The sequence below is a fragment of the Mycobacterium paragordonae genome (assembly GCF_003614435.1).
GTDB classification, from domain to species: Bacteria; Actinomycetota; Actinomycetes; order Mycobacteriales; family Mycobacteriaceae; genus Mycobacterium; species Mycobacterium paragordonae.
The window spans coordinates 4,923,564-4,942,653 of sequence record NZ_CP025546.1; the positions used below are offsets into that span (position 1 = coordinate 4,923,564).

Below are 19,090 nucleotides of genomic sequence, written 5' to 3' on the forward strand. Positions count from 1 at the left end.
GTTTACCTGCCGGAAGGGCGAGAAATTTACCCTTGTGAGTGACCTCCCGGATCACCGGACTCGCCGATCGCGGGACGGTGCGGGTGGACCAGGCGATCGCTGACGCGCTCGACGGATATCCCAATTCCAGGTGACGCAACGCGAATGCACCGATGTTCGCGGCTATCTGCAACTGCCTAGTTACCTGCTGCGGGCTGCGGTGCGCCCTCGGTGATCGCGGCGCCGGCGTGGCGGTTCTGCAGCAGATAGGCACTGCCCAGAGCCAGGCAGACCGCGGCGGGAATCAGCAGCGCGTATCCGCCGAATTGCGCGCCGGCCAGTATCCCCACCACCCCTCCGCCCAGGAACAGCAGCAGCGTCACCGCGAGGATCGCGGCCTTCTCCCGGTCGATGCCGTGCGTGCGGCTGCGACCGATCATGAGACCGAGATCGGTGATGGTGCCGGTGAAATGCGTAGTGCGCACGGCCATTCCGCGGAAGCTTGAGGTCAGGCCATTTTGCAGACCGAGCGCGGCCGCGGCCAGTAACGCCTGTGCCCCGGTGCCGAGCGCGGTTTCCTCCACCCCGGCGGCGGCCGACAACAGCAGTGTCGCCTGCATCGTCAGTACGGTGGCGTGGCGCGCGCCGAGTGGGACTCGGCTGGAGGTCACCAGCGCGCCGGCGACGGCTGAGCCGACCAGGAACCCCAACAAGATGGCGATCAGCACGTGGCTCTCGTATCGCCACGGGTTGGCGGTGTCCATGCCGAGCTGAGTGGTCACGCCGGTGAGGTTGCCGACCGGCACGGCCAGGATCATGATCGCCACCGCGTTCACCAAACCGGCGTTGAACGCCAATGCCGCGCAGTAACCGAGCAGTCGCCGGTGCGGAGTCGGTGGGCTGTCTTGCGCGACGTCGGCGGACATTCGTTTTTTCCCCTGTTGGACCGTGATGAACGCTGCCTCAGCGCTGCCAGTGACCTCCATCCTGGGCCGGGGGTCTTGGAGGATTCTTGGGCGATACTTGGCGCGGCGCGGGGAGACGCGGCCCCGCGCGGCGAAATCGCCCGCCGGAGTGTGGACCGGCTCCCCGGCGGGAATCGGATGGTATGGCCCGATCCGATGCCCACGACGCCCCCAGGACGGAGCGCAAACACGCGCCCGATCCCGATGACCCGAGCAAACCGGATTCCCCGGACGACCTGACCAGGGCGTCCTGGTTGTTCGTGCTGCGCAAGACCGCGTATGAGTTCAACAAAGACCAGTGCCTCGACCTGGCCGCCGGGCTCACGTATTACGCGGTGCTGTCGCTCTTTCCGGCACTCCTGGTGCTGGTTTCGCTGCTCGGCGTCTTCGGAGAGGGTCGCCGTACCACCGACGCCCTGCTCGAGGTGGTGGCCGGGGTGGCTCCGGCGTCGGCGGTCGACATGCTGCGTCAGCCGATCCAGCAGGTGGTCGAGAATCCTTCGGCCGGCCTGGCGCTGGTGTTCAGCGCGCTGGCCGCGCTGTGGTCGGCGTCCGGATATGTCGGCGCGTTCGGGCGGGCGATGAACCGGATTTACGAGATCGGCGAGGGCCGCCCGGTGTGGAAGTTACGGCCGCTGCAGTTGGTGCTGACGCTGGCCGGCCTGGTGCTGGCCGCCGCAGTGGCTTTCATGCTGGTGATCAGTGGCCCGGTCACCGAAGCGGTCGGTCGCGCCGTGCGAGTGGGAAGCGCCGCCCAGACTGCGTGGGCCATCGCCAAGTGGCCGGCCATACTGGCGATCGTCACGCTGGTGGTGGCGATTCTCTACTACGCCACCCCCAACGTCCGGCAGCCGAAATTTCGCTGGCTCAGCATCGGTGCCGGCGTCGCGATCGTGGTGTGGGCCGCCGCCTCAGTCGGGTTCGGTTTCTACGTAAGCCACTTCGGCAGTTACAACAAAACCTATGGCGCACTCAGCGGCGTCATCGTGTTCCTGCTGTGGCTGTGGATCACCAATCTGGCGTTGTTGTTCGGTGCCGAACTCGACGCCGAACTCGAACGGGGACGGCAGCTGCAGGCCGGAATCGAGGCCGAACACGAATTGCAGCTGCCGCCCAAGGACACTCGTGTCCTGGAGAAGAACGAGGTCGCCGAGCGAAAAGACATCAGGCGCGGACGGTGGTTGCGCCGCACCCGCGGCCGCCGCGAATGACAGTGCAAAGTCCGCACCAGACCGAAAAAAGTCGCAGCTTCAGAACGCGTATCGCACCCGGCAAGTCGGCAATTTCACCGCAAGCAGATCGGTCAGCTGCTGCACCCACCGCCCCTTCCACGGGGTCTTGTAGCGGACATTCCACTGGCCGCTCTGACTGCGCTTGAGCTGCTGTAGGTCCGGACGCCACAACAGCTCTTCGCCCTTGGGATGCCAGCCGAGGTTGACGTCGTGCAGGCCCTCGTTATGGGTCAGGAAAATGATCTCGGCGGCGAGTTGTCGTCGGGTGCGCTCGTTGGCGCCCTCGGCGATCTGGTCGAGCAGTTCCGCCCAGTCGTCCAGCCAGCCTTCGTACACAATCACCGGGCTGAAGTTCAGGTGGACCTCGTAACCGGCCTCGACGAAATCGTCCAGCGCTGCGATCCGGTCGGCCACCTTCGAAGTACGGATGTCGACGACGCGAGATGTCTCCTGCGGCATCAAGCTGAACCGCACCCGGGTGCCACCACGCGGCTCGAAATCGAGCAGTTCGCGGTTGACGAGCTTGGTCGCAAAGCTCGCCTTGGCGTTGGGAATCCGGCCGAACAGGTCGACCAGATCCCGGACATTGTCGGAGACCAGGGCGTCGGCCGAGCAGTCGCTGTTCTCACCGATGTCGTAAACCCAGTCGACGGGGTCGCACTGGTTCGGCACCGACTTGATCCCCTGGCGCGCGGCGTGTCGCTCCAGGTAGCCGATGATCTTCTCGATGTTGGCGAACACCGTGATGGGGTTCGCATAACCCTTGCGGCGCGGCACATAGCAGTACGAGCAGGACATCGCACAGCCGTTGGACGTCGACGGCGCGATCCAGTCGCTGGAGCGCTCGTTGCGGCGCGCGGACAAGCTCTTCTTCTCTCCGAGGACCAGCACTTCGCGTTTGATGCGCACCCAGTCGTCGACGTTGCCCTCATTGCCGTAGAGACCCGGGATCGACTGGTGCGTAGGCACCTCGATGCGTGCGGCATCGGGGAACCGGTCGAGGACCTCGCGAGCACGGGCGAAGCGCTCGATGCCGGGTTCGTGGTAGATCCGTCGGATATCCAGAAGGCGATCGGCCAGCGCAACAGAAGTCATTGCGTGGTGCAACGCCGGTGCCACCGTCGCTGTTCCCGTCGTCTAACGTCGGAGGCATGGCCGAAATCTCCGGAAAAGATCGAATCGACGACGTCGCCCCGGGCGACGTCATCGCCGTCGACCGCGGATCGGGTGAGAAGTCCTACAAGGTCGTGTTCAAGGACTCCACCGACTCGGGGTATGTGGTCACGCTCGAAGGCGACAATGGCGAAACGTTCCAGGTCGACCTGGCGGCCGGCACCACAGTCAAAAGGTCATTGGAGTCGAAGTGGGAGTCCGCCCAGAGCCCCACGTCGCGCACCTAGCTCACGGGGGCTGAGTAGGCCGGCTTGCCGAGGCCCAGCACGTGCTGGGCGATCATGTTGCGGAACACCTCGAGCGTGCCGCCGTAGATCCCGGCCAGCGGGGCAAAGCGGTAGAGGTATTCCGAGGTCCCGTGGTCGGCGGCACCGTCGGTCTCGATGGGCAGCACCGACGCCGGCCCGGCGATATCCATCAGGTCCGGGCCGATGTCGCGCATGGTCTGCGCCTGCGCGACGCGACCGAAGATGCTCGGAGTCGACAGAGCAGCCTCCAGGCGAGCGGCGCTGCGGCCCAGCCGATATGCCACCGATCCGTCGTCGATCGGGCACCTCCCGCTCGCATCGGGTTGTCCGGCGCGGGCGGCCACGGCGTCCAGCGCCGCGGACATGAACCCGGTCTGGTGCTGCATGATCGCGACGTCCTGCAACCCGTCCGAAGCGGCGGAGACGGCGCCGTGCTCGGCATCCAGCGGCCCGCGCAGCACCGTCCACCCGCCGTTGACCTCACCGAGCAGAAACTTGTCGTCGACCCGCACGTCGCTGTAGTACACGATGTTCGTCCGGTCGCCGTCGACGGTGCGGATGCCCTGGATCTCGATGCCGGGCAGGTCGAGGGGAACCAGGAACATGGTCAGGCTCTTGTGCTTTCGCGCACCCGGATCGGTGTTGGTGATCAGGAAGACGTACTGACAGTTGTGCGCGCCCGTGGTGAACATCTTCGAGCCGTTTATCACCCATTGATCACCGTCCCGCACCGCACGCGTCTTACAGGTCGCAATGTCTGAGCCGCCTTCGGGTTCGGTGTAGCCCAGGCACATTCGGACCTCACCGGTGAAGACCTTCGGCATCACCTCTTCGACGAGTTCGGGTTTGCCGAACGCGGCGACGGCGCGTGCCACCATCGCCGTGGTCCCCCACGTCACCCAGGGGGTGTGGACGCGGCGCTTCTCCAGCTCCCAGATACGGCGACGGACGCGGGTGAAACCGTCGTCGGACAACGGCTTCCACTCTTTTTCCAGGTACCCGGCCGCGCCGAAAGCCAGGTGCACGCCTTCGTCGAAGTTGTCGCCGGTTTCCCGGTCACGCCGTCGGACTTCGTCGGTGACGTGTTCGGCGAGGAAGGCGCGGGCTTCGCCGAGAAAGGCCCGGTCGTCGGCGTTGAGCTCAACGAGGCTGAAATCCATTGTGGCTACGCGCTTTCCCGCTCGGCGACAACCCTACCGACCTGCCTGGCCGTCAGGCCCGGATCGCCTCCGGCCAGCGCCCAGCCCCGGGCCCGGACCAGATAGGCCGTCGCGGCGGCCTCCACGGAGACTCCGAGGCCGCCCTGGATGTGGACGGCCATGGTGGCCGCCTTGGGCGCCTCCTCGGCCATGAACACGAACGCACACCCCGGCAATTCGGGTCGCTCGTCTAGTTCGTTGTCGAGAAACCACGCGGCGCGACGGGCGAGGTTGCGGCCACCTTGAACGGCGATCGCCATGTTGGCCAGCGGATGCGAAATCGCTTGCAGCGTCGAGATCGGCACTCCGAGTGTGTAACGCGACTTGGCGAACTCGGCCGCGATGGTCATCGTCTGCTCGACCAGGCCGGTCAGCGCGGCGGCGGTCAGCACACGCCATTCGTCGACGGCACGACCGTACGCCGCGACGGCCTGCGGGCCCGAACCCAGGACCGTGCGGGAATCGGCTGTGCCGGGATCCACCCAGGCCATCGGCAGCTGGCCGAGGTTGGGCACCCGCTCGGGCCGGGTTGCGAAACTCAGCAGCACGATATCCGCACCGTCGCGCACGATCAGACCATCGGCAATCGCAGCGGTCGGGACCAGGCGCCGGCCCACCACAGGTTCCGGGGCGATATCCAGGCCGAGAATCCTGTTGCCTTCTACCGCATCCGAAGTCACTGCACCGAGCCGCTCGGCGAGGCGCGTCGCACAGACGTGGTCGATCCAGGGCACCGGCGCGAGCGCCCGCCCCACTTCCTCGGCGACCAGCGCCAGATCCACCAGCGTCGCCCCGTCACCGCCGGCGTGCTCCCCCACTGCCATCGAGGTGGCGCCCATGGCGCACAACCGCTCCCAGAGACTCTTGTCGAACCCGGTCTCCTGCGCCGCCCAGACCGTCTCGATCGGGCAATGGGTGTCCAGCAACTGACGGTAGGCGGACTGCAGAGCCTTGTGATCCTCGGTCAGGCTGTAGTCGATTCGGCGTAATTCGTAGCGATCCATGCGTTAGCGCTCCTGATTTGTGTCGGCGCCGAAAAAGAACTCGTTGGCGTTGTTGTAGAGGTAGTTGTCCAGGACATCCGCGGGTAGGTCGAGGGCTTGAGCCTCCGGCACCACACGGTGCTGGCGCAGCACCGGCCAATCGGAGGCGAAGATGACCTTGTCCGGACCGCGGGTGCGCATGAAGTGAATCAGGCTGTCGGGCAACCGCTTCGGCGACCACGCCGAGGTCATCAGCCGGAGGTTGCGGTATTTGATCAGCATCCGGATCGCGATGTCCCACCACGGGTCGGCGCCGTGGATCATGCACAACCTCAGCTCCGGGAACCGCACGCACACCCGGTCGAGGTGGATCGGGTTCTGCACCTCGCCGGGGATCGGCGGTCCGGGCAGGCCGGTGTTGACGCACAGCGGCAGTTCGATCTCCGCGCACTTGGCGTACAGCGGGTAGTACACCGCGTCGCTCGGCGGGTACTGGCCGTCAGCCCAGAAGCTGGGACCGATCACCGCGTAGGCCACCGGCAGGTCGGCCGCCACCGCGGTCAACTCCCGCAGCGACTTCACCGGACGCAGCAGGTTCATCCCGCCCATGGCCAGCGCGAACCGGTCGGGTCGTTCGTCTACGAATTTGCGCGCGGTGACCGACGGTTTGGCCAGGTTGTCCATCAGGATGGCCTTGCGCACCCCGCGTTCGTCCATCTCGTCGAGCAGCGCGGCAAGGTCGACGGGGTCGAACATCGACTGCGGGCCCTTGAAGTAGTCGTCGCGCACCTTGGTCATGAACTCGGGCTGGGTCTCTGTCTCACCGAAATGCACGTTGACGAGGCAGTCGATGACTGGCCGGGCGGCAGCTGTCATTACTGCACCGTCCTTGCGCTGCTGGCGGTTTCGGCGTGGCAGGTGGCCCACCGGTAGTCGGCCTTGCCGTTGCCGAGCCGACGTACCCGGTCTACCACGATGAAAGCCTTCGGCACCTTGAAGCCCGCCAACTCCGTCGCGCAGTGCGCCCGTAGCGCGTCGAGGTCGGGTTCGCCGCCGTCGCGCGGTTCGACCAACGCGACCACTTCCTGTCCCCACCGCTCGCTGGCGCGGCCCACCACCAGGGCATCGGCGACGGCGGGGTGCGCCCGCAGCACCTCTTCCACCTCTTCGACGAACACCTTCTCGCCGCCGGTGTTGACCACCAGCGAATCCCGGCCGAACAGGCGGAGCGTCCCGTCGGCCTCCAATGAGGCCCGGTCGCCCGAGATCACCACCCGCTGGCCACCGACGACCGGGAACGTCTTGGCGGTCGCGGCCTCATCGGCGAAGTAGCCCAATGGAATACGGCCGGTGCGGGCCACCCAGCCGATCTGCGGTTCGCCCGGTTCGAGGAACCGGCTGTAGTCCTCGGCCAGCACCAGTCCGCCGGTCCGGATCGTGAAGGTGTCGGTTTGAGAACCGTGCCGGCTGTGCCCGAAACCCATGTTGCCTGTCTCCGACGAACCGTAGCCGTTGATCACCGTGATATGCGGCAGGTAGTTCAGCAGCGCCTGCTGGTGACGGACGTTGGTGGCCGCTCCGCCGGTGCCGATCGCGAACAAGGCGGACAGGTCATAGCTGCGCCGCCCGAGTTGGTCGACCAGGGGACCCGCATACGCGTCGCCCACCATTGTCATCAGGCCGACCTTCTCACGTTCGGCGATCTCGAGCACGGCCGCCGGGTCGAACTTGCGCTGCGTGTCGTACAGGACGGCCGTCTGCCCGGACAGGATCGCCGAGAAAGCGGTCCACATGCCGGCGGCGTGCATCAGCGGGGACACCGCGAACCATGGCGCTCCGGCGCGTTGCGCCCGCTGGTGAATCTCACCCACTTCCTCATGGTCGTCACCGTTCATCGATGCGACGTACATGTCGGCCTGCCGCCACAGCACGCCCTTGGGCCGGCCGGTGGTGCCACCGGTGCAGATCATCAGCAGATCGTCCGGGGACGGCGTATCGGGATGATCGGAATCACCCTGTGCCAGAGCCTCTTCGAGGCTGACGGCGCCGTCGAGTTGGGGAGCGTCGCTGCGGTCGTCAATGGAGATGAGCAGTTCGACGTCTGCTCCGGCGATCTTGGCGCCCAGGGAGCGGTGGTAGATGACGCCGCGCGGCCTGACGTAAGCCAGCAGCTCGGCCACTTCGCGCGGCGTGTAGTAGTGGTTGACGTTGACGGGCACCACCCGCGCTTTGAGGCAGGCAATGACCATGTCGGGGTACAGGTCGTTGTGCATGACGAGCGCCACCCGGTCCTGGCCACATTCCCAGTTGCCCAGCGCGTCGCGCTCGGTGTGCGCGCCGAATCCCCGACCGGCCAGATAGTTGGCGAGTCGACGGGTCCGGTCTGCCGATTCGGCGAATGTGCTTCGCCGAGTGCCACAGACAGTCATCACCCGATCGGGCACAGCGTCGGCAACCGCGTCCAGTACCGCTCCGATGGTCCACTCGCTCATCGGGGTTGTTACACCGACGCGCGCCGCGAGTGGGAATCCGGCGACGCCGGTTCGGCGTGTCCCGTCGCAGTATTGACAGTCGCGCCCGGTCCGGCCCCGCCCAGCAGGTCAAGGGCGTTGTCGCGCATGACTTTCCGGGTGTCTTCGGCGCTGAACTCGGGGAACTGCGGAATGTCGGCGGTGAACGCCATGGGATCGGCCAGGCCCTCGCCGTGCGGCCAGTCCGAGCCGAACAGGATCTTCTCCACGCCGATCGTCTCGGCGAGCAACTTCACGTCGTCCTCGTAGTACGGCGCGATCCAGACGTTGTTCTTCAGCTGCTCCACCGGGTCCGCTTTGAAATGGTAGGGCGCGGTGTTGGCCGCCTTCTTCAGCCGCTTGATCAAGCGGTAGACGAAGTAGGAACCGTTCTCGATGCTGGCGACCTTCAGTGTCGGGTGCCGCGTGAAGACCTGGTGCACGATCATCGACGCCATGGTGTCGTGAATCGCCCGGTCATCCAGCAGCACCTGGTCGAGCGGGTCCTTCTTGCCGAACCCCTCGAAGGTGGCCTTGCCGCCCCACAGCGCGTTGATCGCCAGGTAGCCACTGTCGCTCAGATGGAAACCGACCGGAACACCGGCTTCGGCCAGCCGGGCCCAGACCGGGTCGTGCACCGGATCACCCAGCGACCGCGGCTTCACCCGGCCCGGAACGGGGGCCGGCCGCACCAGCACCATTCGGGCTCCCCGTCCGAGTACGAACTCGACCTCCTGCACCGCCTGCTGCGGATCGGCCAGCGAGATGATCGGTGCGGAGATGATGCGGTGATCGGGCCGATCGAATCCCCAGTCCTCATCGAGCCATTGATTGAACGCGTGCACCGAGGCCACGGTGGCCTCGATGTCGTCTTTGAGGGCTTCCTCGACGCCACACGCGAAGGTCGGCAGCATGAAAACCGTCTCGAGATTCTGGGTGTCCATCACCCGCACCCGGGCATCGCGATTCTGGTATTCGGGATGGTTTTCCAACCGGTCGACCTTCATCAGCGAGGCCGGGTCGACGCCGTCGGGAATCTCGCCGCGAAAGAGCAGATCCAGACAACCCGGCTCGATGATCGGGTCGAAGGTCGGGTTCGGGATGAACTGATTGATCCGCTCCCCGATCACCGCCCAGGTGCGCTTGCCGTCGCGCAGCATCTGCACCCCCCGCCGCTTGAATTCCTTGGGCAGATGACGGGTGAACGAGTCGATCGGTTCGTAGTAGTGATTGTCGACGTCGATCGCCCGGTAGCCCAGCGTTGCCATCGTGGACGTCCTCCCAATCCCTGTTCGTGCTGCTGCGCGGCCCGCCGAGGGACGGGCGCACAGTACATACTGTATACCTATCGGTACTGCTTTCTGCAATGTTCCCCGAGGTCGCCGCGAGGCCCCAAATCGCGGCCCAAACCGCCTGCTCATGAGCACTTTCGGCGGCTGGCCCGACAGGATCCACCCAGCGCAACCCGCATACGTTCGTACTGTGGTAATTACAGTAGGGGACTTGGGTGACCGCTCGACGAAAGCAGGCCGGCAGATGATCAAAGTGATGGAGGGCATTCGGGTCCTCGAGGTTGCGCAGTTCACCTTCGTCCCCGCGGCGGGAGCCATCCTCGCCGACTGGGGAGCTGACGTCATCAAGGTCGAGCACCCCGCGCGGGGGGACACCCAGCGCGGGTTTCTCAACATGGGTGGCATTCAGATCAATCCGGATCGCCATCCCCTGATGGAGCATCCCAACCGGGGCAAACGGAGCGTCGGTGTCGACGTGTCCACGCCCGGCGGTCAGGACGTGCTTTACGAACTGGCCAAGGTTTCCGACGTCTTCCTCACCAATTACCTGCCGGCGCAGCGGCAGAAGAACAAGTTCGACGTCGAACACATCCGTGCGGCCAATCCCGACATCGTCTATGCGCGCGGGTCGGCGTACGGCGACAAGGGCCCTGAGCGGCACACCGGCGGATACGACGGAACCGCGTTCTGGACCCGCAGCGGCGTCGGCTACGCGCTGACTCCCGCGGAACTCGGCGGCGCACTGGGACAAGGCATTCCCGCGTTCGGCGACTCTATCGGCGGCATGTTCATCGCCGGTGGCATCTCGGCCGCTCTGCTGCACCGCGAACGCACCGGTGAAGCCGTCGAACTCGACGTGTCGCTGCTGAGCACCGCCTGGTGGGCGGCGGGCGCGAGCGTCACCCAGGGCATGGAGACCGGCGAGGTAATGCGCACACCCATGCCAGGTTCGCTGGCGCCGTCGGTGAACCCGTTCATGGGCAACTACCTGACCTCCGACGGCGGCACCATCAATCTCTGCATCATCAGCCCGACCGGGTTGATCCGGGACACCTTCGAGCACCTGGGGATTCCGGATGCCGCCGACGATCCCCGCTTCTCCGATGTGCTACCCCTGATTCAGAACGCCGACGCGGCCGCCAAGCTCATCGCTGATGCGTTCGCCGGCAAGTCATTTGACTACTGGCGACAGCACCTGAAGACCATGAAGGGTCAGTGGGCGCCGTTCCAGAGTCTGCTGGACCTGGCCGAGGACGAGCAGGCGGTCGCCAACGACATGATCTCCGAAGTCGAAGTGGCCAGCGGCGGAGCGCCTTTCAAGGTGGTGCGCGGGCCGGTCCAGTTCAACCACGAACCGTTGCAGACGACGCGGGCGCCCCAGGCCTCCGAGCACACCGAGATCGTTCTGATGGAAATCGGCATGGACTGGGACCGTATCGCCGAGCTGAAGGATGCGGGCGCCATCGCCTGACGCCGCCTGACGCAGGGCTATGCGGTGGCGGCGGCCTTGCGCTCGGCGATCTTTGCGCGCACCGCATCCATGTCCAGGCCCTTGACCTTGCCGACCAAGTCTTCCAAGACCGCGGGGGGCATCGCTCCGGCCTGGCTGTAGACGAGGATGCCGTCCCGGAACGCCATGATGGTGGGCACCGAGCGGATACCGATCGTCGCGGCGAGTTCCCGCTCGGTGTCGGTGTCAACCTTGGCGTGCACGACGTCGGAGTGCTGCTGCGCGGACCGCTCGAAAACCGGCGCGAAGCCTCGACACGGACCGCACCACGGGGCCCAGAAGTCAACCAGCACAATCGGGTTAGCCAGGATTGTTGCTTCGAAATCGTCGGCGGTGAGGGATTTGACGGTCATTGTTGCTCCTTCGGACTGTAGGTACTTATGCGGCAGTTGCCGCTCCTACTTATGTCAACCCTTATACCCCTATGGGTATTCCCGCATTCGACGCTAGACGCCCACTCCCACCGGATCCCGGCGCTCGACGGGTTTCGCCACGTCGGTCTCTTCACCCAGTAGCAGGGAGCGCACCAGCCGGCGCGGTCCGAAGGGCCGCAGCATGGAGCTGGCCGGGCGGGGCCGCACCTTGAGCGGCCACCAGAACCACCTGCCGAGCAACGCGGCGATCGAGGGTGTCATCAGGGAACGCACGATGAGCGTGTCGAACAGCAGGCCGAGCCCGATCGTGCTGCCGGCCTGGCCGATCGAGCTCAAGTCGCTGGCCGCCATGGACATCATCGTGAACGCGAACACCAGACCCGCGGCGGTGACGACACCGCCGGTTTCCCCCATCGAGCGGATGATCCCGGTCCGCAGCCCCGCACCGATCTCCTCCTGGAATCTCGACACGAGCAGCAGGTTGTAGTCGGACCCGACGGCCAACAGGATGATCAGGCCGAACACCGGCGCGATCCAGTTGAGCTCCAGCCCGAGGATGTGCTGCCACACCAGCACCGACAGGCCGAAGGCCGCGCCCAGCGACAACAACACCGTGCCGACGATCACCAGCGAGGCGACCAGCGCCCGGGTGATGACCAGCATCACCACGAATATCAGTGTCAGCGCTGCGATTCCGACGATCAAGAGGTCAAACTGCGAGCCCGTTTGAATATCGTTGTAGACCGCGGCGGTGCCGGCGAGATAGAACTTGGCGTTGGCCAGTGGCGTGCCCTTCACGGCTTCGTGCGCCGCATTGAGTTCCGGCTTCACTGCCGCAATACCTTTGGGCGTCGCCGGATCAGTGTCATGGGTGATGATGAACCGCGCCGCCTTGCCGTCCGGCGACAGGAACAGCTTCAGGCCCCGCTGAAAGTCCGGGTTGTCGAACGCCTCCGGTGGTAGGTAGAAGTAGTCGTCGGCTTTGGAAGAGTCGAACGCCTGACCCATGGCACTCGCGGTGTCGGTCATCCGCGACATCTGCGTGACCAGACCGGAGAAGCTGCTGTGCAGAGTCAACAACGTTCCTTGCATCGACTGTGCCACCGCGATTATCGGGGGGAATTCCGCCAGCATCCGGGGCAGCAGAGCGTCGATATTGGTCATGTCGCCGATCAGCGTGGTCATGTCCGCACTGAACTTGTCCACCCCGTCAATCGCCTCGAAGACCGACTTCGCCGCCCAGCAGGCGGGAATGTTGAAACAGTGCTCCTCCCAGTACAAGTAGCTCCGGAATGGCCGGGCGAAGTCGTCGAAGTCAGCCAGGTGGTCACGCATCTCGTCCAGGGTGGCTTTCATCGCACCCATGTCGCCGACCATGTGGTGAGTCGTGCCGCTCATCTGTTTCATCAGGCCCTGCATGCGTTGCATCGAGCCGATCATGACGCCGAGATCGTCACTCATGGTGAGCATGTCGGCCATGCGGTCCTTCATGAACTGCAGGTTCTGCTGGATCGGCAGCGATTGCATGCTGACCTGGAACGGGATCGAACTGTGCTCGATGGGGCCGCCCAATGGCCTGGTGATGCTCTGCACGCGGGCGATTCCGGGCGTCCGGAAGATGTCCTTGGCGATCCGGTCCAGGATGATCATGTCGCTCGAGTTCCGCATGTCATGGTCGCCCTCGATCATGAGGATGTCGGGATTGAGCCGGGCAGCGCTGAAATGCTTTTCCGCGGCGTTGTATCCGACGTTCGACGGCAGATTCGACGGGATGTAGTAGCGGTCGTTGTAGCTGATCGACATGGTCGGCACGATGAGCAGCCCGACCAGTGCGATGAGCAGTGACGCAACGAAAATCGGTCCCGGCCAACGAACCGTCGCGGTCCCCATCCGCCGCCATCCGCGGGTCTTGATCATCCGCTTGGGATCGAGCAGGCCGAATCGGGTTGCCACGGCCACGATCGCCGGCGCCGCGGTCAGCGCCCCGGCGATCACGATGAGCAGGCCCAGCGCCGACGGGATGCCGAGTGCCTTGAAGTACGACAGGCGCGCGAAGTGCAGACAGAAGGACGCACCGGCGATGGTCAGCCCGGATCCGAGGATCACGTGGTAGGTACCGCGAAACATGCTGTAGTAGGCCGATTCCCGGTCCTCGCCGTTCTGACGCGCCTCTTGATAACGTCCGATCAAGAAGATCGCATAGTCCGTGCCCGCCGCGATGGCCAGCGATGAGAGCATGGCCACCACGAACGTCGAAAAGCCCAACAGGTCATAGCGGCCGAGAAGCGCGATCACTCCCCTGGCCGTGCCCATCTCGAAGCCAACCATGACCAGGACCAGCAGCACCGTGGCGACGGAGCGGTAGACCACGAAGAGCATGATCATGATGACCACACCGGTCACGCCCATCATCTTGAACATGCTCTTGTCGGCGGCCTCGTTCATGTCCGTCGTCAGCGCGGCCGGGCCGGTCACGTAAGTCTTGAGCCCGGGCGGCGGTTTCGACTCATCGACGATCTTGCGGACCGCGTCGACGGACTGGTTTCCCAGCGTGCTGCCCTGGTTGCCGGCCACGTTGAGCTGAACATAGGCCGCCTTGCCGTCCCCACTCTGGGAACCCGCGGCGGTGATCCGGTCGCCCCACAGATTTTGCACGTGCTGCACGTGTTTGGTGTCCGCGGCCAGCTTCTTGATCAGTCCGTCGTAGTAGGCGTGTGCCTGGTCACCGAGGTCCTTGTCGCTTTCCAGGACGATCATGACGATGCTGTCCGAGTCGGACTCGTGGAACGTCGCGCCGATGCGTTTCGCGGCGATCATCGCGGGCGCATCCTGCGGCGACATCGTCACCGCATGGGTGCGGGCGACCGATTCGATCGGCGGGACAAGGAGATTCAGCGCAAGCGTCAACAGCAGCCACACCAGGATGATCGGAATGGCGAACGCCCTGACGAAGCGCATGAAGCGTGGACGACTGTCCGTGTCGGTACTCATGCGGCTTTCACCAGACAGAAGGTTTGGGCGTGATGCCCGGTGGATGACTGCTCATCCCGGACATCGCCGTTGACGGTGATTCGGCAGCCGATACGGTCGCCATCTCCCTGCGCCACGACGTTGGCGATGACGGCCGGGTTGGTCGTCGAAATCGTGTATGTCCAGGGCAGACCGTTGAACTTCGCTTCCTCGGGAACCGCATCCTTATTCAGGTAGCTCAGGCTCCCCCTGGTGTCACTCGGCCCAAAAACCTCGTAGGTCACGGTCTTTGGATTAAAGGGCACGATGGTTTCGGCGGCACTTCCGGTCGTCGAGAACAGCTTGTCCGAGCCGAAGACGCCACGCAGTCGCTGGACGGCGATGCCACCCAAGGCGACAGCGACAACGACGACAAGCGGTATCCAGGCTCGCTTGATGAAGGTGAGCATGACGGTTCCCCTGGTCTTTCTGCCTTGCCTGCTGTGAGTCTCGCGCCGGTACCGAAGCGCCGGAAGGGTCGTTCGACCCTCGTTACGACGGACTTCGGTCGTACACTCGCTAAATATACCCTACCGGGTATGGCATAAGCCAATAGGTGGCGCTGCCCGCCGCAGGCTGGCGGTGCGTCGCAGAGAGGCCGCACGCGGCAGACGGCCGCGCGGACGGCTACAAAAAGGCGGGAAGCTCTAAATGTCGGTGAGCGAAGGGAAATGCGGTGGCCGCTTCTGCAAGAAGCTAACGATGCCTTCCACGACATCGGGCCGCGGAAGCGCCTCCCACATCAGCGCTTCGGCGTCCGCCGTCGCGGTGACGACGTCGCGTGTGGCGTCGCCGTAAGCTTGCCGCTTGATCACCGCCATCGCTGTCGGAGAACAGTATTGGGCGATGTCCTCGGCGTATTCCAGCACCCGCGCCATCAGGTGTTCGGGCGGTACGACTTCCTTGACCAGACCCAGACGAAGCGCCTCGTCGGCCAAAAATGTGCGGCCACTCAGCAAGAGATCGAGCGCGACACCCCAGCCCACCAGTCGCGGCAGGATCCAGGAGATGCCGAACTCGGCGATCAGGCCGCGGCGCGCGAACACCGCGCCGAATTTCGCACCATCCGCGGCGAATCGGACATCGCACATCAGCGCCTGCGTCAGTCCGATTCCGACACAAGGTCCGTTGACGGCCGCGATGACCGGCTTGCGCAGTTCGGTCACGAAGTGCGGCGGCCGCTCGCCCACCAGGTCCGCGACGGACTTGCCGCCGGCGCTTTCCAGCGAATCGCCGACGCGGCCCGCCGATCCCGGTGCGCCCAAGTGCGCGCCGGCACAGAACGCGCGACCCCGGCCCGTCACCACGATCACCTTGACCGTTGGATCGTCTTCGGCGCGATCTACCGCCGCATAAAACGGGCCGGCCATGTCGGGACCCCACGCGTTGAGCCGGTCCGGACGATTGAGCGTGACGATCGCGACGCCAGTCGGGGTGGCCTCATAGAGCACCGCGTCTTCGGCGTCTGCTGCGCTCATGAGTGACTCCTCGCGGGATACAGGCGGATTGTTCACCCATACCGTATACCTTTCGATATCTGTCGGCGTTGGGTTCCGCGAGTGGCGGCAGGAGCCCGAAGTCGCTGCGAACAGCGTGTGTGCCGGGCTAGCGGGACACTCGGCGGCCAGTGACGAGCTTGACGATCGCCAGCAGGATGACGGCTCCCAGCAGACAGGTGAGGAATGAGAACAGCAGACCGCCGCCGGCGACGTTCACTCCGAAGCCGCGCAGCAGAAAGCCGCCCAGCAGCCCTCCCACGACACCGACCACGATGTTGAGGACGAGACCCATCTGCCCATCGGTTTTCATGATCTTGCTGCCGATCCAGCCGGCCAGGCCGCCGATGACGATCCACCCGATAACGCCGAGAGTGAGCATTTTTCAGTCCTTTCGATCGCGACGATTGTCGTCGCCTTGATCCGCACGGGTATGCCCGCCTTTCCGGGGCGGTAATCCAGAGCGGTAGTCCGGGGTTTGGCAGACGACGGACGGGGTTACCGATTAGCAGAAACTCGCCTACGGGAGGACTTCATGACCACGACGAAAGCAGTCGCTCATCGCGTCGGGCAGGCGCGCGGGTTGGCGGTACGCGCCCAACTTGCGTGGATGCTCACTCAGCTCGCCTTCTGGCTGTCATTGATCGGTGGGGTCGTCGCGGTAGCGCTGTGGGCCCGCCGCCGACTCACCGCCGGCGCACAGACGGCGGCCGCCTCGACGACACCGTCGGCACCGCCGGATGACGTCGTGATGAGCGACACATCGCCAACTCGTTTGCACTGACCCTCCAACCGGGAAAAAGACCGGCAGCGTCAACAAACGAAAAGGAGAGCGCAATGGCGAACGAGAACAGCGGTCCGGCCGAGGCCATCAAGGGTGTCGTCGAGGACGTCAAGGGCAAGGCCAAAGAGGTCGTCGGCACGGTGACCGGCCGCAACGACCTGGTCGACGAGGGCAAGGCCCAGCAGGACAAGGCCGAGGCCCAGCGTGACGCCGCCAAGTACGAGGCTCAGGCCGAGGCCGCCCGTGGCGAGGCCAAGGTCCAAGAGGCGCGCCAAGAGGCACACCAGTAAGTAGACGAGGCGCATGCGGGAGGCCCGGTCATCTGACCGGGCCTTCAGCATGAAACGAACTGTGGCGCAGGATGGTTGGAGCTACTCGAGCAGTCCAAGCCGACGGTACGCAGCCTCGATCCGCGATTTGGCCTCGGCCGGCAACTGCGCCTGCGGTGGCCGCGAATGCGGATACGATCCGATCGGCAGCCCCAGCAGCGACGCCGCGTATTTGAATGCACCGCCCCAGTGCGTGAAGTAGTCGGGCCGCCCGGGATAACAGGTCCACCACGAGCCGAGGTCCAGATCGAACTGGTCCAGGCCCGACTCCCGGCCATAGTCCATCGCCTCGAGCAATTTGTCTGCCATCACGAGATCCCAGTACTCGGAAAACAACCGGCGCTGCGGCGTTTCGAAGAGGTAGCCGGCGGTGCCCAATTGCGCCGGACAGACGATGCCGGCGCGCAGCCAGCCGGCCCGGTAGACCGTGCGGTCGCACTCCCAGAGCACCAGGCCGGGCGCCAGTTCGTGCAGGCGCCGACTGCTCTCCGGCCGGAAGGCGCCCTCCTTGGTGGCGCACACCGCCGGCACCTCGTTATAGATCCGCGCGCTTTCGGCCGCGGTCAGCACGTATCCCGACGACGGGGAATTGAACATGCCCAACGCGATATCCGTTCGGGCAGCGATGTAGGAGAAGAAGCGCAGCACCCCTTCGCCACCGTGCGCTTCCATCATCGGCGTCTGAATGTAAGCGATGTCGGCGCCCGCCTGCTGGGCGTGCAGCGTCAGTTCCAGACAATCCTTGGCACTCATGGCGGCGGTGCACGCCTGGATCACCACGTCGGGATTCGCCCGACGGCCCTCCTCGATCGCCACTTCCAGCAAGCGCATTCGTTCATCGATGGTCAGAGCCCAGAATTCGGCGAGCCCGCTGGTGCACCACAACATCGGGTGCCCCAGATCGCCGGCGCAGTACCGCACCAGCGTGCGGTAAGCGTCCCAGTCGATATCGTCGCCGTCGGTGCCACAGAACGGCGTATACAGGGAGTCGCCGATGCCCCGCAAAGCACCGCGTGCCCAGGCTCGCGCCTCACTCGCGGTCGCCACGAAGTGACCTTTCAGCCGGCGTGCGTGACGGCATTCGCCAGGCCGGGCTCCATGGCCTAGCCTGTGGCACATTCGATGGCTGCAGCACGTTCCTGTCCGCCCGCCCGGCGATCTATATCAAAAAGCCTACGATAGGTATTACAGTAGCAGACAGAAAACCCGTGAGCGGGGCAGATATCAGTGGAGGTACCCGGGAGTGGCAAAGCAGGCGACTGCGGAGAAGCGGCAGCGGCGCGAACGCGGCTCCATCAATCCCGATGACATCATCAGCGGCGCTTTCGAACTGGCAGAACAGGTTTCGATCGACAACCTGAGCATGCCACTGCTCGGCAAACACCTCGGCGTCGGAGTAACCAGTATCTACTGGTACTTCCGCAAAAAGGACGATCTGCTCAACGCGATGACCGACCGCGCCCTGAGCAAGTATGTGTTCGCCACCCCATACGTCGAAGCCAAAGACTGGCGCGAGACACTGCGCAACCATGCCCGGCTGATGCGGAAGACGTTCATGGGCAACCCCATTCTCTGCGACCTGATCCTGATCCGGGCGGCGCTGAGCCCGAAGGCAGCCCGCGTCGGAGCCCAGGAGATGGAGAAGGCGATCGCCAATCTGGTCGAGGCGGGACTGTCGCCCGAGGATGCGTTCGACACGTATTCCGCAATCTCGCTGCACGTCCGCGGATCCGTGGTGCTGCATAGGCTGCACGAGAAGAACCAGTCATCGGAGGACGGGACGCGCTCCATCGAAGAAGCGGTGGCCGTCGACCCGCAGACCACGCCCCTGATCGCTCAGGTCACCGGCAAGGGCCACCGGATCGCCGCTCCCGACGAAACGAACTTCGAGTACGGCCTCGAGTGCATTCTCGACCACGCGGGTCAATTGATCGAGGCGGGCAAGACGTCGTCGAAGGCCGCCAAGTCCGCACCGCGTCGCGCCAGGGCCACGACTACTCGCTGAAC

Annotated in this window: 19 protein-coding genes; 6 read left to right on the forward strand and 13 right to left on the reverse strand. The window is 64.9% G+C overall.

The window, feature by feature from the left end:
• Nucleotides 1–176 precede the first annotated feature (176 nt).
• The gene (locus C0J29_RS22060) at nucleotides 177–905 is read right to left on the reverse strand and encodes a YoaK family protein (protein ID WP_065044924.1); all 729 of its coding nucleotides are present in this window, start codon (nucleotides 903–905) and stop codon (nucleotides 177–179) included.
• 182 nt (nucleotides 906–1,087) lie between these two features.
• Between C0J29_RS22060 and C0J29_RS22065 the strand changes: the two genes are divergently transcribed.
• Nucleotides 1,088–2,155: a YihY/virulence factor BrkB family protein gene (locus C0J29_RS22065; RefSeq protein ID WP_120793573.1), complete on the forward strand. Its 1,068-nt coding sequence runs from the start codon at nucleotides 1,088–1,090 to the stop codon at nucleotides 2,153–2,155.
• A 39-nt stretch (nucleotides 2,156–2,194) separates the two neighbouring features.
• Here the strand turns inward: C0J29_RS22065 and C0J29_RS22070 are convergent, their stop codons facing one another.
• Nucleotides 2,195–3,271: a spore photoproduct lyase family protein gene (locus C0J29_RS22070; protein WP_120794895.1), complete on the reverse strand. Its 1,077-nt coding sequence runs from the start codon at nucleotides 3,269–3,271 to the stop codon at nucleotides 2,195–2,197.
• A gap of 56 nt (nucleotides 3,272–3,327) precedes the next feature.
• On the opposite strand from C0J29_RS22070, the gene C0J29_RS22075 reads away from it, so the two are divergent.
• On the forward strand, nucleotides 3,328–3,576 hold the full coding sequence (locus C0J29_RS22075; protein WP_120793574.1) for a hypothetical protein: 249 nt from the start codon (nucleotides 3,328–3,330) through the stop codon (nucleotides 3,574–3,576).
• Here C0J29_RS22075 and C0J29_RS22080 read toward each other — a convergent pair.
• Genes C0J29_RS22080 through C0J29_RS22100 form a run of 5 tightly spaced genes read right to left on the reverse strand, consistent with a single transcriptional unit; the run spans nucleotide 3,573 to nucleotide 9,557 of the window.
• A complete protein-coding gene (locus tag C0J29_RS22080) occupies nucleotides 3,573–4,757 on the reverse strand; it encodes an acyl-CoA dehydrogenase family protein (RefSeq protein WP_120793575.1) in 1,185 nt (394 codons plus the stop codon). The genes C0J29_RS22075 and C0J29_RS22080 overlap by 4 nt on opposite strands.
• 5 nt (nucleotides 4,758–4,762) lie before the next feature.
• Nucleotides 4,763–5,800, reverse strand: coding sequence for an acyl-CoA dehydrogenase family protein (locus tag C0J29_RS22085; RefSeq protein ID WP_120793576.1), 1,038 nt, complete (start codon nucleotides 5,798–5,800; stop codon nucleotides 4,763–4,765).
• Between the two features lie 3 nt (nucleotides 5,801–5,803).
• Entirely contained in the window at nucleotides 5,804–6,655 is an 852-nt protein-coding gene (locus C0J29_RS22090) for an amidohydrolase family protein (RefSeq protein WP_120793577.1), read from the reverse strand.
• A complete protein-coding gene (locus C0J29_RS22095) occupies nucleotides 6,655–8,271 on the reverse strand; it encodes an acyl-CoA synthetase (RefSeq protein ID WP_120793578.1) in 1,617 nt (538 codons plus the stop codon). The genes C0J29_RS22090 and C0J29_RS22095 overlap by 1 nt, the downstream gene beginning before the upstream one ends.
• An 8-nt stretch (nucleotides 8,272–8,279) precedes the next feature.
• Nucleotides 8,280–9,557: an amidohydrolase family protein gene (locus tag C0J29_RS22100; RefSeq protein ID WP_120793579.1), complete on the reverse strand. Its 1,278-nt coding sequence runs from the start codon at nucleotides 9,555–9,557 to the stop codon at nucleotides 8,280–8,282.
• Between the two features lie 280 nt (nucleotides 9,558–9,837).
• On the opposite strand from C0J29_RS22100, the gene C0J29_RS22105 reads away from it, so the two are divergent.
• Nucleotides 9,838–11,052 (forward strand): CaiB/BaiF CoA transferase family protein, encoded by a 1,215-nt coding sequence (locus tag C0J29_RS22105; RefSeq protein ID WP_120794896.1) that lies wholly within the window; start codon nucleotides 9,838–9,840, stop codon nucleotides 11,050–11,052.
• A gap of 17 nt (nucleotides 11,053–11,069) precedes the next feature.
• Here C0J29_RS22105 and trxA read toward each other — a convergent pair whose 3' ends face one another.
• The 5 genes from trxA to C0J29_RS22130 form a co-directional block, all read right to left on the reverse strand.
• Nucleotides 11,070–11,444: a thioredoxin gene (gene trxA, locus C0J29_RS22110; protein ID WP_065044916.1), complete on the reverse strand. Its 375-nt coding sequence runs from the start codon at nucleotides 11,442–11,444 to the stop codon at nucleotides 11,070–11,072.
• 93 nt (nucleotides 11,445–11,537) lie between these two features.
• Nucleotides 11,538–14,456, reverse strand: a complete 2,919-nt coding sequence (locus tag C0J29_RS22115) for an MMPL/RND family transporter (RefSeq protein WP_162951530.1) — start codon at nucleotides 14,454–14,456, stop codon at nucleotides 11,538–11,540.
• Nucleotides 14,453–14,884 carry an MmpS family transport accessory protein gene (locus tag C0J29_RS22120; protein ID WP_120793581.1) on the reverse strand — a complete coding sequence of 144 codons (432 nt, stop codon included), beginning with the start codon at nucleotides 14,882–14,884 and terminating at the stop codon, nucleotides 14,453–14,455. The genes C0J29_RS22115 and C0J29_RS22120 overlap by 4 nt, the downstream gene beginning before the upstream one ends.
• A 237-nt stretch (nucleotides 14,885–15,121) precedes the next feature.
• On the reverse strand, nucleotides 15,122–15,952 hold the full coding sequence (locus tag C0J29_RS22125) for an enoyl-CoA hydratase (RefSeq protein WP_120793582.1): 831 nt from the start codon (nucleotides 15,950–15,952) through the stop codon (nucleotides 15,122–15,124).
• Between the two features lie 127 nt (nucleotides 15,953–16,079).
• On the reverse strand, nucleotides 16,080–16,352 hold the full coding sequence (locus C0J29_RS22130; protein ID WP_065044912.1) for a GlsB/YeaQ/YmgE family stress response membrane protein: 273 nt from the start codon (nucleotides 16,350–16,352) through the stop codon (nucleotides 16,080–16,082).
• 153 nt (nucleotides 16,353–16,505) lie between these two features.
• On the opposite strand from C0J29_RS22130, the gene C0J29_RS22135 reads away from it, so the two are divergent.
• Together C0J29_RS22135 and mbp1 are read left to right on the forward strand one after the other, a co-directional pair.
• Nucleotides 16,506–16,754 (forward strand): hypothetical protein, encoded by a 249-nt coding sequence (locus C0J29_RS22135; protein WP_120793583.1) that lies wholly within the window; start codon nucleotides 16,506–16,508, stop codon nucleotides 16,752–16,754.
• Nucleotides 16,755–16,807: 53 nt separating this feature from the next.
• The gene (mbp1, locus tag C0J29_RS22140; RefSeq protein WP_055579650.1) at nucleotides 16,808–17,044 is read left to right on the forward strand and encodes a microaggregate-binding protein 1; all 237 of its coding nucleotides are present in this window, start codon (nucleotides 16,808–16,810) and stop codon (nucleotides 17,042–17,044) included.
• 81 nt (nucleotides 17,045–17,125) lie between these two features.
• Here the strand turns inward: mbp1 and C0J29_RS22145 are convergent, their stop codons facing one another.
• Nucleotides 17,126–18,130, reverse strand: a complete 1,005-nt coding sequence (locus C0J29_RS22145) for a dihydrodipicolinate synthase family protein (protein WP_120793584.1) — start codon at nucleotides 18,128–18,130, stop codon at nucleotides 17,126–17,128.
• Nucleotides 18,131–18,326: 196 nt separating this feature from the next.
• Here C0J29_RS22145 and C0J29_RS22150 point away from each other — a divergent pair, with 196 nt between their 5' ends.
• Nucleotides 18,327–19,088, forward strand: a complete 762-nt coding sequence (locus tag C0J29_RS22150) for a TetR/AcrR family transcriptional regulator (RefSeq protein ID WP_120793585.1) — start codon at nucleotides 18,327–18,329, stop codon at nucleotides 19,086–19,088.
• Nucleotides 19,089–19,090 lie beyond the last annotated feature (2 nt).

Bases quoted from the DNA above. Each gene is read 5' to 3' on its own strand.
- C0J29_RS22060 (WP_065044924.1), bottom strand. From the start codon at position 905: ATGTCCGCCGACGTCGCGCAAGACAGCCCACCGACTCCGCACCGGCGA.
- C0J29_RS22065 (WP_120793573.1), top strand. From the start codon at position 1,088: ATGGCCCGATCCGATGCCCACGACGCCCCCAGGACGGAGCGCAAACAC.
- C0J29_RS22070 (WP_120794895.1), bottom strand. From the start codon at position 3,271: ATGACTTCTGTTGCGCTGGCCGATCGCCTTCTGGATATCCGACGGATC.
- C0J29_RS22075 (WP_120793574.1), top strand. From the start codon at position 3,328: ATGGCCGAAATCTCCGGAAAAGATCGAATCGACGACGTCGCCCCGGGC.
- C0J29_RS22080 (WP_120793575.1), bottom strand. From the start codon at position 4,757: ATGGATTTCAGCCTCGTTGAGCTCAACGCCGACGACCGGGCCTTTCTC.
- C0J29_RS22085 (WP_120793576.1), bottom strand. From the start codon at position 5,800: ATGGATCGCTACGAATTACGCCGAATCGACTACAGCCTGACCGAGGAT.
- C0J29_RS22090 (WP_120793577.1), bottom strand. From the start codon at position 6,655: ATGACAGCTGCCGCCCGGCCAGTCATCGACTGCCTCGTCAACGTGCAT.
- C0J29_RS22095 (WP_120793578.1), bottom strand. From the start codon at position 8,271: ATGAGCGAGTGGACCATCGGAGCGGTACTGGACGCGGTTGCCGACGCT.
- C0J29_RS22100 (WP_120793579.1), bottom strand. From the start codon at position 9,557: ATGGCAACGCTGGGCTACCGGGCGATCGACGTCGACAATCACTACTAC.
- C0J29_RS22105 (WP_120794896.1), top strand. From the start codon at position 9,838: ATGGAGGGCATTCGGGTCCTCGAGGTTGCGCAGTTCACCTTCGTCCCC.
- trxA (WP_065044916.1), bottom strand. From the start codon at position 11,444: ATGACCGTCAAATCCCTCACCGCCGACGATTTCGAAGCAACAATCCTG.
- C0J29_RS22115 (WP_162951530.1), bottom strand. From the start codon at position 14,456: ATGAGTACCGACACGGACAGTCGTCCACGCTTCATGCGCTTCGTCAGG.
- C0J29_RS22120 (WP_120793581.1), bottom strand. From the start codon at position 14,884: ATGCTCACCTTCATCAAGCGAGCCTGGATACCGCTTGTCGTCGTTGTC.
- C0J29_RS22125 (WP_120793582.1), bottom strand. From the start codon at position 15,952: ATGAGCGCAGCAGACGCCGAAGACGCGGTGCTCTATGAGGCCACCCCG.
- C0J29_RS22130 (WP_065044912.1), bottom strand. From the start codon at position 16,352: ATGCTCACTCTCGGCGTTATCGGGTGGATCGTCATCGGCGGCCTGGCC.
- C0J29_RS22135 (WP_120793583.1), top strand. From the start codon at position 16,506: ATGACCACGACGAAAGCAGTCGCTCATCGCGTCGGGCAGGCGCGCGGG.
- mbp1 (WP_055579650.1), top strand. From the start codon at position 16,808: ATGGCGAACGAGAACAGCGGTCCGGCCGAGGCCATCAAGGGTGTCGTC.